General features: G+C 57.2%; 13 protein-coding genes. 9 read left to right on the top strand and 4 right to left on the bottom strand.

What is annotated here, in order from left to right; translation table 11 throughout:
• Positions 1 to 303 (bottom strand): DUF6476 family protein, encoded by a 303-nt coding sequence (locus tag AC2FH0_RS05015; RefSeq protein ID WP_142634436.1) that lies wholly within the window; start codon positions 301 to 303, stop codon positions 1 to 3.
• On the opposite strand from AC2FH0_RS05015, the gene AC2FH0_RS05010 reads away from it, so the two are divergent.
• From AC2FH0_RS05010 to ybiA, 6 genes are all read left to right on the top strand, one after another.
• Complete coding sequence (locus AC2FH0_RS05010) at positions 302 to 1336, top strand: RluA family pseudouridine synthase (protein ID WP_281972271.1); 1035 nt, start codon at positions 302 to 304, stop codon at positions 1334 to 1336. The two genes, AC2FH0_RS05015 and AC2FH0_RS05010, sit on opposite strands and share 2 nt — an antisense overlap.
• Positions 1337 to 1481: 145 nt before the next feature.
• Complete coding sequence (gene rpoH / locus AC2FH0_RS05005) at positions 1482 to 2378, top strand: RNA polymerase sigma factor RpoH (RefSeq protein WP_142634432.1); 897 nt, start codon at positions 1482 to 1484, stop codon at positions 2376 to 2378.
• A gap of 130 nt (positions 2379 to 2508) precedes the next feature.
• Positions 2509 to 3486: a Gfo/Idh/MocA family protein gene (locus tag AC2FH0_RS05000; RefSeq protein ID WP_496788773.1), complete on the top strand. Its 978-nt coding sequence runs from the start codon at positions 2509 to 2511 to the stop codon at positions 3484 to 3486.
• A 59-nt stretch (positions 3487 to 3545) separates the two neighbouring features.
• Positions 3546 to 3815 carry a DksA/TraR family C4-type zinc finger protein gene (locus AC2FH0_RS04995; RefSeq protein ID WP_496785360.1) on the top strand — a complete coding sequence of 90 codons (270 nt, stop codon included), beginning with the start codon at positions 3546 to 3548 and terminating at the stop codon, positions 3813 to 3815.
• A 198-nt stretch (positions 3816 to 4013) separates the two neighbouring features.
• On the top strand, positions 4014 to 4544 hold the full coding sequence (locus tag AC2FH0_RS04990; protein WP_496788721.1) for a dihydrofolate reductase family protein: 531 nt from the start codon (positions 4014 to 4016) through the stop codon (positions 4542 to 4544).
• A gap of 156 nt (positions 4545 to 4700) precedes the next feature.
• A complete protein-coding gene (ybiA, locus tag AC2FH0_RS04985; protein WP_496788720.1) occupies positions 4701 to 5156 on the top strand; it encodes a riboflavin biosynthesis intermediates N-glycosidase in 456 nt (151 codons plus the stop codon).
• Positions 5157 to 5213: 57 nt separating this feature from the next.
• Here the strand turns inward: ybiA and AC2FH0_RS04980 are convergent, their stop codons facing one another.
• From AC2FH0_RS04980 to AC2FH0_RS04970, 3 genes are all read right to left on the bottom strand, one after another.
• The gene (locus AC2FH0_RS04980; RefSeq protein WP_281994761.1) at positions 5214 to 7034 is read right to left on the bottom strand and encodes a M3 family oligoendopeptidase; all 1821 of its coding nucleotides are present in this window, start codon (positions 7032 to 7034) and stop codon (positions 5214 to 5216) included.
• Positions 7035 to 7136: 102 nt separating this feature from the next.
• Positions 7137 to 8078: an alpha/beta fold hydrolase gene (locus tag AC2FH0_RS04975; protein WP_496788719.1), complete on the bottom strand. Its 942-nt coding sequence runs from the start codon at positions 8076 to 8078 to the stop codon at positions 7137 to 7139.
• Positions 8078 to 8368: an SCP2 sterol-binding domain-containing protein gene (locus AC2FH0_RS04970; protein WP_142634424.1), complete on the bottom strand. Its 291-nt coding sequence runs from the start codon at positions 8366 to 8368 to the stop codon at positions 8078 to 8080. The genes AC2FH0_RS04975 and AC2FH0_RS04970 overlap by 1 nt, the downstream gene beginning before the upstream one ends.
• Positions 8369 to 8398: 30 nt before the next feature.
• Between AC2FH0_RS04970 and AC2FH0_RS04965 the strand changes: the two genes are divergently transcribed.
• Genes AC2FH0_RS04965 through AC2FH0_RS04955 form a run of 3 tightly spaced genes read left to right on the top strand, consistent with a single transcriptional unit; the run spans position 8399 to position 12221 of the window.
• A complete protein-coding gene (locus tag AC2FH0_RS04965) occupies positions 8399 to 9007 on the top strand; it encodes a tetratricopeptide repeat protein (RefSeq protein WP_496788717.1) in 609 nt (202 codons plus the stop codon).
• Positions 9008 to 9029: 22 nt separating this feature from the next.
• Positions 9030 to 11849, top strand: a complete 2820-nt coding sequence (locus AC2FH0_RS04960; RefSeq protein WP_496690726.1) for a helicase-related protein — start codon at positions 9030 to 9032, stop codon at positions 11847 to 11849.
• Between the two features lie 6 nt (positions 11850 to 11855).
• Positions 11856 to 12221: an RNA-binding S4 domain-containing protein gene (locus AC2FH0_RS04955; RefSeq protein ID WP_496788716.1), complete on the top strand. Its 366-nt coding sequence runs from the start codon at positions 11856 to 11858 to the stop codon at positions 12219 to 12221.
• The last annotated feature ends 20 nt before the right edge of the window (positions 12222 to 12241 follow it).

Genomic DNA, 12241 nt, shown 5'->3' with positions numbered 1-12241 from the left:
TTATTCGACGGTAATTTCCTGGCGCTGCCGGCCAGTGGTTTTGTCAAAGATCAGGATGCGATTGTCATCAGTCACAACCGCAAACCAGTTGTTTCCAATGGTGACCGCCTGCGCTTTTGCGCCATCGGGCAACTCAACCTGATCAGGCAGGGTGGGGGTCCGGTCCGATAGCCGGATGACAATCAGTGCGAATGTCACTAGAACCCCGCCAATCATCACCGCGGTCAGCAGCATGACCATTCTCCGCAGCAGGCGAAGCTGCGGCGTTTCCTGCGGTTCTTGGGGTTCGGAAGGGACAGTCATGGGCACTCGCCAGATTGAGTTTCAAATCGCGGCCGATCCGCCGCCCCGCCTTGATAAGGCGCTTTCCCGCGATGTGCCAGCGGGGGAAAGCCTGTCGCGGACCCGATTGGGGAAGTTAATCGAAGAGGGGGCCGTGATGATCAACGGAACCGCCACCCGCGACCCCAAGGCCAAGGTGGCCGAAGGCGCAGTGGTGGCGATCACCGTGGCCGAGGCCGAAGACAGCCATATCGGCCCCGAAGACATCCCGCTGGAGGTCGTGTTCGAGGATGCCGACCTGATCGTGATCAATAAACCGGCGGGTATGGTTGTGCATCCTGCGCCGGGTTCTCCGAACGGGACATTGGTTAATGCGTTGTTGCATCACTGCGGTGATGACCTGTCCGGTGTGGGCGGGGTCAAACGCCCCGGCATTGTGCACCGTATCGACAAGGAAACCAGCGGGTTGCTGGTGGTGGCCAAATCCGACGCGGCCCATCACGGGCTTGCCGCGCAGTTCGAGGCGCATAGTGTCGAACGCTATTATCGCGCCATCTGTTACGGTGTCCCGGATGCCAATGATCCCCGGTTGCGCGGCGTCAAAGGTGTCAGCTTTGAGCCCGGAAACATCATGCGGATCACCACTCAGCTGGCCCGTCACAAGACAGACCGGCAACGACAGGCTGTGCTGTTTCACGGTGGTCGCCACGCTGTCACGCGCGCCCGCCTGGTCGAAACGTTTGGGGCGCCGCAGGGGCTGGCTCTGATCGAATGCTGGCTGGAAACGGGCCGCACACATCAGATTCGGGTTCACATGACCCATGCCGGTCATGGTCTGGTCGGTGATCCGGTTTATGGGGGCAAGCGGAAACTCGCAGCCAAAGCCTTTAGCGCGGCTGCCGCAGAGGCCGTACGAGACTTTCCTCGTCAGGCGCTTCATGCTGCGGTTTTGGGTTTTGAGCACCCGATATCGGGTGAAAACCTTCGCTTCGAGGCTGTGTTGCCGGATGATATGGAAAATCTGATTGAACAGCTGCGCACACCGCTGACATAATAAGCAAAGTTACGTGAATAACGTTTTCTTAGGTTTCCTTTATCAAACGTTAATTTCAAACTGTTAACGGTACCTCTTGAACGGATCGGGACGACCTCCCATATCCATGTTAACGACTTAAACATTTGTCGGAGGGACAAGAAACATGGCCAATTACGCAAATCTCCCCGCGCCGACGCCGGAAGGCGGGCTGAACCGCTATATGCAGGAAATTCGGAAGTTTCCCCTGCTGGAGCCAGAAGAAGAATACATGCTGGCCAAAAGCTGGGTTGAGAAGCAAGATACTGAAGCTGCACATAAAATGGTGACCTCCCACCTACGGTTGGCGGCCAAGATCGCTATGGGTTATCGCGGTTATGGGCTGCCACAGGCCGAAGTGATCTCCGAGGCCAATGTCGGTCTTATGCAGGCCGTGAAACGGTTTGACCCGGAAAAAGGATTCCGGCTGGCGACCTATGCCATGTGGTGGATTCGCGCCTCGATTCAGGAATACATTCTGCGGTCATGGTCTTTGGTCAAACTGGGTACAACCTCGGCGCAGAAAAAGCTGTTTTTCAACTTGCGCAAAGCTAAGGCACGCATCGGTGCGCTGGAAGAGGGCGACCTGCGTCCGGAAAACGTGGCCCGGATCGCAAATGACCTTGGTGTGACCGAAGCAGAAGTGATCAGCATGAACCGCCGGATGTCCGGTGGCGACGCCTCTCTGAATGCGACCGTCGGGTCCGAGGGCGAAGGCACCATGCAATGGCAGGACTGGCTTGAGGACGAGGATGCCGATCAGGCGGGCGACTATGAGGCCCGCGATGAGCTCGACGCCCGCCGCGAGCTGTTGGCGGCTGCTCTTGAAGTTTTGAATGACCGGGAAAAAGACATTCTGACCCAACGCCGCCTGATGGATCAGGCCGTCACACTGGAAGAGCTGAGTACGCAGTACAATGTCAGTCGCGAACGCATTCGCCAGATTGAAGTCCGCGCTTTTGAGAAACTTCAGAAGAAGATGCGAGAGCTTGCCCGCGAAAAAGGGATGCTGGCCACAGCCTGACCTCTTCGTTTATTGAACGGACCCGGTGCGACATTGGTCGTGCCGGGTTTTCTATTTGTGTTAGCGCTAATGACACTCGGACTGAGGGCGATTACAACAGACCGGATCAAAGCCATAGGGGGTGTCCATGATGCAGAATCCGGTGAATTGGGGCGTATTGGGAGCTGCGAAATTCGCGCGGCAATATATGGCCCCTGCAATCCACGCAGCTGAGGGCGCGCGTCTGGCAGGCCTTGCGACGTCCGATCCCGCCAAAGCCGAACCGTTTCAGGCCTTTTGCCCGGATTTGACGGTTTATGACAGTTATGATGCGTTGCTGAACGACCCACAGATTGAGGCCGTTTACATCCCGCTGCCCAACCATTTGCATGTCGAATGGAGCCTTAAGGCACTGGACGCCGGTAAACATGTGCTGTGTGAAAAGCCGATGGCTATGACCGTGTCCGAATTTGCCCCATTGATCAACAAACGGGATGAGACCGGATTGTTGGCGGCCGAGGCTTATATGATCGTCCAACACCCTCAATGGAAGTTTGTACGCAAGCTGATCGCCGACAAGGCGATCGGGAATTTGGCCCATGTGACGGGTGCGTTCAGCTTTGACAGCCGGGCGGATACGGCAAACATTCGCAACCGGGCTGAGACCGGCGGAGGTGGGCTGCGTGATATTGGCGTCTATGTGATTGGCAGCGCGCGCTTTGTCACCGGGCAGGAGCCGGTTCAGGTCGAATCCGCCATCCGGTGGGAGGATGGGGTCGACGCTTTTACCGAGATTCGCGCTCAATTCCCGAGTTTCACCTATTCCAGCTATGTCTCGATCCGAATGCATCCGCATCAAGAGATGGTGTTTCATGGCGACCGCGGCATGATCCGGCTGACTGCGCCGTTCAATCCGCGTGTGTTCGGAGAGGCGCGTGTCGAATTGCACCGCCCCGGCCTGGAAATACAGGTCACACGTTTCCCCGCGGACGATCACTATAAGCTGCAGGTCGAAGCTTTTTGTCGGTCGGTCCGTGAGGGTGCCGAATATCCGTGCCCGCTGGAGTTTTCACGCGGCACGCAGGAAGTGATTGACCGTGTGCTGGAGAATGCAGTGGCGCTGCCATGACTTGCCACGCTTCTTGAATCGCCGCAAAATCGGCTAACACCTTAACAGGAGGCATCCCGATGGCAGGTGGCTGGGCGCGCGACGGCGCAGTAAGCGAACAGATCGAAGCATCCATTTCGGATGAGTTGGCCCGAATGCAGGCCCAGAAACGGCCCGTAGGCGAAAGCCTGACCCATTGTGCCGAATGCGAAGAACCAATCCCCGAAAAGCGCCGCACTGCACTGCCGGGCGTGAAACTGTGCCTCGAGTGCCAGCAAGAACGCGACGGGGCGCATAAAAAGCGCGGCGGTATCAACCGGCGCGGGTCGAAGGACAGTCAGTTGAGGTGAGTTTATTATGTTTGCTTTGAGCCCAAAGTAGAGGATGCTGCTTTTTGCTCGAATGCCCATTTGACGCAACGTTGACCAGACCACGAAACTCATCTAGTGACGCGTTCAATCTGAGGAGTGCCCTGTCAGTGATCAAGTAATTTCCACCCTGCACGAAGCTAACTGGCTTCATTGGAAATCATTGTACAGGAGCAGCAGATGCATCCCATTATCTATGACGTCGCCGTATCGCTTGACGGGTTTATCTCTGGGTTGTCTGGAGACATTTCGAAATTCGCCCATGAAGGGCCCGTTGTCGACGACTATGCCAATCGGCTTGAAGGCTACAAGACAGCAATCATGGGCCGGAAGACCTATGAGTTTGGCTATGAATACGGACTAGAACCCGGACAGAACCCATATCCGCACATGAACACGATTGTGTTCTCAAACACGTTTCAGTTGCCTGAGAAATCCGAGGTATCGGTTCTAAAGCGGCCAGATCCAGACGATATTCGGCAGATAGCCCGAGAATCTGATGGCCCGGTATATTTGTGCGGCGGAGGAGAGTTCGCAGGATGGATGCTCGTCGAAGGATTGATCGACAGGCTGATCCTCAAGCGAGCGCCATGTATCTTGGGAACCGGAGTTGGATTGTTTGGCAGCAATACATCGGCCTTGAGCCTGTCTCGGACCAAAACCGAAGTATATGAAAACGGGTATACTCTGGAAGAATTCGTAGGTGTCTGACGTCCCGAAGCGGACATTCGGACTATTCGTTCGTTTGTCCGCTAGCCGGACCTTGATGCCGTCTGAACCGACCCGGTGACCTACTGAAACCGTCAGATGACCGGTTCGAGCCCAAACCTACTTGTAAACTGTGTCAGTTGTGACAGTCATACACATATGACCCAAGAGCCAGAGAACACAGTCTATTTCTACGCGCAAACAGACGCCTACTCCGAGTTTTCGAACTTTGCGCCATATGGTGTCGCTTTTGGTGACCGGTGGTGGCGGACCGTTGAGCATTACTTCCAAGCAATGAAGTTTCACGATGAAGATTATCGCGAACGCATCAGAATTTGCGGAAAGCCAAAAGACGCTAAGGCGCTAGGTATGACAAGAAAAATCCAACTGCGAAGCGATTGGGAAGATATTAAAGAGGAAATCATGCTGGACGCAGTTAGACGCAAGTTCCAGACCCACGAGCTTCCGCGCGAACTGCTCCTATCTACGGGAAACGCACGCATTGCGGAGAATGCTCCAATGGATGCCTACTGGGGAATTGGACCTGACGGAGCGGGCCTCAATCGACTAGGAGAAATCCTCATGCAGGTGCGAGAGGAGCTACAAAGTGACTAGGTGCGTACGGCAGCAAAGTCCGCAAAGCAGACATCACCGTCTCCGCTTCAGGCGGCTTCAGCCCTCCATCGCCTCCAACTCGTCAATAAAGCCCGAGATCATCGACAGGCCTTTGTCCCAGAACTTGGGATCGCTGGCATCCAGACCGAACGGGGCCAGCAGCTCTTTGTGGTGTTTTGATCCACCGGCGCGCAGCATGTCGAAATACTTGTCCTCGAACCCGTCCGCGCCGCTTTCGTAGACGGAATAGAGCGCGTTCACGAGGCCATCACCAAAGGCATAGGCGTAGACGTAGAAGGGCGAGTGCACGAAATGTGGGATATAGGCCCAGAACGTCTCATACCCTTCCATGAATTCAAATGCGGGGCCGAGGCTTTCGGCCTGAACGCTCATCCACAAGGCGTTGATGTCGTCCGGGGTCAATTCGCCTTCACGCCGGGCGGCGTGCAGTTTGCATTCGAAGTCATAGAAGGCGATTTGGCGCACGACCGTGTTGATCATGTCCTCGACCTTGCCAGCCAGCAGAATCTTGCGCTGTTCCGGCGTTTCGGCCTTGTCCAGCATTTTGCGGAAGGTCAGCATTTCGCCAAAAACCGAAGCGGTTTCGGCCAGCGTCAGCGGGGTGGATGACAGCATCTCTCCCTGATCGGCGGCCAGCACCTGATGGACGCCGTGGCCCAGCTCATGCGCCAGTGTCATCACGTCGCGCGGTTTTCCCAGATAGTTCAGCATCACGTAAGGATGGACGTCGGTAACAGTGGGATGCGCAAAGGCGCCCGGCGCCTTGCCCGGTTTCACCGCGGCATCAATCCAACCCTTCGAGAAGAACGGCGCGGCGATCTCACCCATACGCGGATCAAAGGCCTCATAGGCATCCATCACGGTTTTCTCGGCGTCATCCCAGCCGACAATCTGCGTGTCTTCCATCGGCAGGGGTGCGTTGCGATCCCAGACCTGCATCACGTCCAGACCCAGCCATTTGCGCTTTAGCTCGTAATACCGGTGGCTCAGCTTGGGGTAAGCGGCCACGACCGCCTCGCGCAGGGCCTCGACGACCTCGGGTTCGACGTCATTCGACAGATGGCGACCAGTCTGCGCGGTCGGCATATTGCGCCAGCGGTCGACGATTTCCTTTTCCTTGGCCTGCGTGTTGTGAACGCGCGCGAAGGTCTTGACGTTGTCTTGAAACACGCGGGCCAATTCGCGAGAAGCCGCTTCGCGTTTGCTGCGGTCCTGCTCGGTCAGTAGGTTGAGTGTGCCTTCGATGTTCAACTCTTCTCCGTCAACATCAAAGGTCAAGCCCGCGATGGTCTCGTCGAACAGGCGTTCCCAGGCATCGCCAACAACACCCAGATCGTGCAGGAATTTTTCAAGCTCGTCAGATAGCTGATAGGGTTTCATTGCGCGGATGCGGCGGAATACGGGCTCGTAACGGGCCAGATCGGTGTTGGCGTCGAAATGCGCTTTTAGCGCGTCGTCGTCGAGGCGATTGATTTCCAGCGTGAAGAACACCAGCGGTGTGGTAAAGACAGTGATCTTTTCCTGCATGTCCGAGAGGAACTTGGCGCGCTCGGCGTCGGTCGTCAGCTGATAATAGCGCAGTCCGGCAAAGGACATGATACGCCCGGCGATCGAATTGATCTTTTCGTTCCGCAACACGCAGGTCAGCAAGCCCTGGGCATCAAGATCCGCCAAATTGCCTTCGTAATCTGCGGCAAAGGCGGCGCATTCGGTTTCCAACCAGTCCAGGTCACGCGCAAGCTCGGCCGCGTCTTCCGAAGCATAGAGATCCGTCAGATCCCATTCCGGCAGGTTGCCAAGATTATCGGCCCCGCCGACTGCGTTTGCGTCACGTACTGGAAAAGGAAGGTCGCGCATGGATCACCTCGAAAATCTGCTTTGGCAAACATCTAGGCGCGACCGGCGAGGATCACAAGCGGACAGTCAAAGGGAAAGCGCCGGTTCCAGGGGGTGATCCGTCTATGCAGCTTTGAAATGCGTGGCGATTTGCTCAAATGCAGGGTCGCGCACCTCTGGCGGTTCCATCAGGACTTCGTGTTCACCGTCTGGAATTTCGATCAACGTGCTGTTCGGCCAGTTTGCCATGCGTGCGCGGATGGCCTTGCGGTCCACAATCTGCTCGTGGGAGCCAAGATATGTCAGGCATGGAATGGCTGGGGCAGTCTGCACCATCAACCAGTCGCATTCATCTAATGCCTCGCGCAGCCAGATCGTCGACGGTGCACCAAGGGAAAGTTCGGGATACTTGGCCAGATGATCCTGCATCATTTTGTACATGGCAGGATCGCGCGTCAGGCTATTGCCTTCGAAAGGCTGTGTCAGAACATAACTGTCCAGTGAAGTGGTCGGGGGGGTCTTTTCGCCAAACCCCAGTCGTGGGGCCCAATTTGCGGTCAACCGGCTGATGGGTTTCATAAGGGGCGTAAAGAAAATCCCCCACATCGGACCGGTAAAAACACAGGTAGCAAAACAATCGTTTTCCAAAACTGCCCGCAATCCAATGGCACCGCCCATAGAGTGGCCGATAACATGCCAGGGCCTGGGCAGATCAAGCTTTGTGGCCAGCTCTAGCGACACATCTACGTCTTGCTGATAGTCAGTGAATTTATTGACATGGCCAACCCGCGGATCGTCAAGCAACCGGTCTGCCAATCCCTGACCCCGCCAGTCGATCACCAGCACGGCAAAGCCACGCTTGACGAATTCACTCGCCGCATCACCGTATTTTTCGATGTATTCAGTGCGACCGGGAAACAGCATGACAGTCCCGTTCGCTGTACCTTCGGGGCGCCAATGCGCCACGCGAATTCGGGTACCGTCGGCGGTGTTCAACCAATGAGCAACACCGCCAGCGGGGCCGCCAGCCACGTCTTCGAACAAAGGGGCCGACGGGTATTCCATCAGGCCAGGGCCGAGGCGAGTTTCATTGCCGCGCCCATGTCGCCGTCAATGCTCAGTTTTCCGGCCATGAAGGCGCTTGTCGGGTCCAGATCACCATTGAGAATTTGCTCGAACGTGTCCGCATCAGCGTTCAAAGTCACGTCCGTTTCTTCATCGCTGATGCGCGCGCCGCTTGCATCAACTACGATCGCGCCCAAATCCGCGATGGCAAATTTAGCCGATGCGTCGAAATCGCCGCCCGACAGTTTCTCATTCAGCACTGCTGCGGCTTTTTCCAATGAATCGCTCATGATCTTCCTCATTTTGTTAGTACGCCGTGAATGGACATCCTCGGTCGCAACGCTACACTGACACTTGTTATGAGCAATGCAATCAACAATCTCAAAGGTACCGTTGCGGCACTTTTTGTCCTAGTCATGTTTTCCTCCACTTGCCTTGCGCAGCAGGAGGATTCCCGCGACGAGACCGAGTTGTTGCAGAACCTTGCACAGGCCACACCGGACCAGGCGACTGGAATCGACCGCCAGTTACGGGCGCTCTGGTCGCAATCGGGTTCGGCCTCGGCCGACCTGCTGCTGGAGCGTGGGCGCGAAGCACTTGATGATGGTGACACCTATGCCGCGATCGAGCATTTGACGGCCCTGACAGACCACGCGCCTGATTTCGCCGAAGGCTGGCACGCGCGGGCCTCTGCGTTTTTTGGGATCGAAAGGTTCGGGATGGCTGCCGCAGATCTGGAACATGCCCTGACGCTGAACCCGAACAACTATGAGGCCATCTACGGGCTTGGATTGATATTTGAGATTCTGGGTCAGCCCGAAAAGGCATTTGCGGCCTATTCCCATGCCTTGGCTATACATCCCCATTACGAAGAAGTAACCAATGCAGTGAATCGACTGAAAGCCCAGGTCGAGGGCTCGGCCCTCTGAGAACCGGGGGCAGGGGGCAAAGGTGAGCGGGTCATCCCGAATCGTGGCCGTACTTGGCCCGACCAATACAGGCAAAACCCATTACGCAATCGAACGTATGCTGGGGTACCGCACGGGGGTGATCGGCCTGCCGCTGCGCCTGCTTGCGCGCGAGGTATACGACAAAATCGTCGCCATTCGCGGACCGTCGGTGGTGGCGCTGATCACCGGGGAAGAACGTATCGTACCGCCGCGTGCGAAATATTGGGTCTGTACGGTCGAGGCGATGCCCGAAGGCATGGGTGCCGATTTTGTGGCTATCGACGAAATCCAACTCTGCGCCGACCCGGAACGCGGCCACGTCTTCACCGACAGGTTGCTGCGCGCGCGCGGCACCAATGAAACCCTGTTTCTGGGATCCGATACCATGCGCGGCCCCATCGCGGCACTTGTGCCCGAAGCACAATTCGTCCGGCGCGAGCGGATGTCGCAACTGGTCTATGCCGGTTCCAAGAAAATCAGCCGCATGCCACCGCGCAGCGCCATCGTCGGGTTTTCGGTCGACAACGTCTATGCCATCGCCGAGCTGCTACGCCGTCAAAAGGGTGGGGCGGCTGTGGTCATGGGGGCGCTTAGCCCGCGTACACGGAATGCACAGGTTGAGCTCTATCAGAATGGTGAGGTCGACTATTTGGTTGCCACCGATGCCATCGGGATGGGGTTGAACCTGGATGTGAACCATGTTGCGTTCTCGTCCCTGACCAAATTCGATGGCCGGCGGATGCGGCCCCTGGCCCCGAATGAACTTGCCCAAATTGCTGGCCGCGCAGGGCGCGGAATGTCCGATGGAACCTTCGGCGTGACCGGCGAGGCGCCGCCTCTGGACGACGGTGTCGCGCAGGCCATTATGGACAGCCGCTTTGCGCCGATGAAAAAACTGAATTGGCGGAATGCCGCCTTGCAGTTTGGTTCGATTGACGCTCTGATCCACACGCTCGAGATTAGCCCGGATAGCGAACACCTGATCAAAGCCCGTCCGGCAGATGATCTGAATGTGCTTAAATCCTTGTCGCAAGTTGCCGAAATTGCGGCCCGTGCCAGTGATCCGCAATCCGTTCGTTTGTTGTGGGATGTTTGCCGAATCCCCGATTTTCGCGGCATCAGCCATGCCGAACATGCCAGCCAGATCGAAGTGATTTTTGGCCACCTGCATGAAGGTGGTTCGATCCCGGATGACTTTATGGCGCGGCAAATCCGCCGGATCGACCGAACGGATGGCGATATAGATGCACTGTCAAAAAGGTTGGCATATATTCGCACCTGGACTTACGTTGCGCAACGAAATGGTTGGGTGCGTGACGAATCCCATTGGCGTGATGAGACGCGCATTGTAGAAGACAGGCTGTCAGACGCTCTGCATGACCGTTTGACTCAGAGATTTGTGGACCGGCGCACATCCGTTTTGTTGCGCCGGCTCAAACAGAAGGAGGCCCTTTTGGCCGAAGTAAATGACAAGGGTGAAGTGACCGTCGAAGGTGAATTCGTCGGTCGTCTGGAAGGGTTCCGGTTCAGTCCGGACAAAAGCGCGCAAGGAGCCGAGGCGAAAGCCTTGAAATCGGCGTCCTTGCAAGCCCTCGCGCCGCAATTCCATCTGCGTGCCGATCGCTTCTATAATGCACCCGATACCGAAATTGATTTTACCGATCAGGGTGGCTTGATGTGGGGTGAATATGCCGTTGGCAAGCTGGTTGCCGGGGCAGAGCCTCTCAAGCCGCTGGTCGAGGTTTTTGTGGACGAGGCCGCGGGCCCCGATGTTGAACAGAAAGTTCAGCGTCGCCTGCAGCATTTCATCGACCGCAAAGTGGCCGCACTGTTCGAGCCGTTGCTGAACCTGTCGCGCGATGAAGAACTCAATGGGCTGGCTAGGGGCTTTGCCTTCCGCATGGTTGAGGCGCTAGGCGTATTGCCGCGCGCAGGTGTCGCGCAAGACGTCAAGGATCTGGATCAGGACGCCCGTGGCGCGCTGCGCAAACACGGTATCCGCTTTGGTCAGTTCACCATTTTCATGCCGCTGCTGCTGAAACCGGCCCCAACGCGTCTGCGTCTTGTTCTGTGGGCATTGGCAAATGGCCTGCAGGAATTTCCCGACGCGCCGCCTCCGGGTCTTGTTACTGTGCCCATCGCCAAAGGCGCACCTGACGGTTATGACACTATGTGTGGTTATCGCGATGCGGGCGAACGCTCGATCCGGATCGACATGCTGGAACGTCTGGCCGACATGCTGCGCGCTGAAGACAGCCGTGGTGGGTTCGAGGCCAAGCCTGACATGCTGTCGATCACCGGTATGACGCTGGAACAATTCGCCGACCTGATGCAGGGGCTGGGCTACAAGGCCGAACGCGCCGAGCGTGAAAAGGTTAAGCCCGCACCGGCAGAGCTACCTGCCGCAGAGGCCACGGAAGCAGCTGCCTCCGAGGAAGTGCCCGCACCAGAGGGAACCCCCGAAGAGGTCGCCGCACCCACCGAGGCGTCAGCCGAGGCCACCGAAAGCACCGAGGCAGCAGCCGAGGCCACCGCGCCGACAGCCGCAACAGATGAACCCGAAGTTGAGGTCTTTTATACCTTCACTTGGGGCCGTCAGCGTCAGGCCAACCAAGGCCCACGCCGCGAACAGCGACAGGGGCAGGGCAAAGGTAAGCCGCGCGGTAAGCCTCAGGATGGCCGGGGCAAGCCGCAGGGCAAGAAAGGTGGCAAGCCGCAGGGTGCCAAGACCTTCTCATCTCGTCCGCCCAGGAAAGAAAAGCCCATTGATCCCGATAACCCGTTCGCGGCCGCGCTTATGGGTTTGAAGGAAGGCAACTAAAGCCTGATGACCGAGGCCCGGCTTCGGATCGATAAATGGCTGTGGCAGGCGCGGTTCTTCAAGACCCGAAGCCTGTCCGCCAAGCAGGTCAGTGGCGGCCATGTCCGCGTCAACGGAAACCGGATCCTGAAACCGGCGCAGCCTGTGGCCCCGGGCGATGTTCTGACCTTCCCACAGGGGCGGATTGTGCGCGTTGTGCGTATCGAAAAACTGGGTGATCGGCGCGGACCGGCCTCTGAGGCGCAGACATTATATACCGATCTGACCGAAAAGCAGGACACACAGCCGCGAAATCCGGGGTTTGAGGGAAAAGGTCGTCCGACCAAGAAGGATCGGCGTCTACTTGATCTTTCTCGCAATCAAGATAGCTGAACATATCTTGAAGCTGACGC

The organism is Ruegeria sp. CDSC051, from assembly GCF_059610665.1.
This window is presented reverse-complemented; position numbering and strand designations above follow the sequence as displayed.

Excerpts from the sequence above, each read along its gene's own strand:
- AC2FH0_RS05000 (WP_496788773.1), top strand. The coding sequence starts at position 2,509 with ATGCAGAATCCGGTGAATTGGGGCGTATTGGGAGCTGCGAAATTCGCG.
- AC2FH0_RS04965 (WP_496788717.1), top strand. The coding sequence starts at position 8,399 with ATGGACATCCTCGGTCGCAACGCTACACTGACACTTGTTATGAGCAAT.
- rpoH (WP_142634432.1), top strand. The coding sequence starts at position 1,482 with ATGGCCAATTACGCAAATCTCCCCGCGCCGACGCCGGAAGGCGGGCTG.
- ybiA (WP_496788720.1), top strand. The coding sequence starts at position 4,701 with ATGACCCAAGAGCCAGAGAACACAGTCTATTTCTACGCGCAAACAGAC.
- AC2FH0_RS04980 (WP_281994761.1), bottom strand. The coding sequence starts at position 7,034 with ATGCGCGACCTTCCTTTTCCAGTACGTGACGCAAACGCAGTCGGCGGG.
- AC2FH0_RS04995 (WP_496785360.1), top strand. The coding sequence starts at position 3,546 with ATGGCAGGTGGCTGGGCGCGCGACGGCGCAGTAAGCGAACAGATCGAA.
- AC2FH0_RS04970 (WP_142634424.1), bottom strand. The coding sequence starts at position 8,368 with ATGAGCGATTCATTGGAAAAAGCCGCAGCAGTGCTGAATGAGAAACTG.
- AC2FH0_RS04990 (WP_496788721.1), top strand. The coding sequence starts at position 4,014 with ATGCATCCCATTATCTATGACGTCGCCGTATCGCTTGACGGGTTTATC.
- AC2FH0_RS05010 (WP_281972271.1), top strand. The coding sequence starts at position 302 with ATGGGCACTCGCCAGATTGAGTTTCAAATCGCGGCCGATCCGCCGCCC.
- AC2FH0_RS05015 (WP_142634436.1), bottom strand. The coding sequence starts at position 303 with ATGACTGTCCCTTCCGAACCCCAAGAACCGCAGGAAACGCCGCAGCTT.
- AC2FH0_RS04955 (WP_496788716.1), top strand. The coding sequence starts at position 11,856 with ATGACCGAGGCCCGGCTTCGGATCGATAAATGGCTGTGGCAGGCGCGG.
- AC2FH0_RS04975 (WP_496788719.1), bottom strand. The coding sequence starts at position 8,078 with ATGGAATACCCGTCGGCCCCTTTGTTCGAAGACGTGGCTGGCGGCCCC.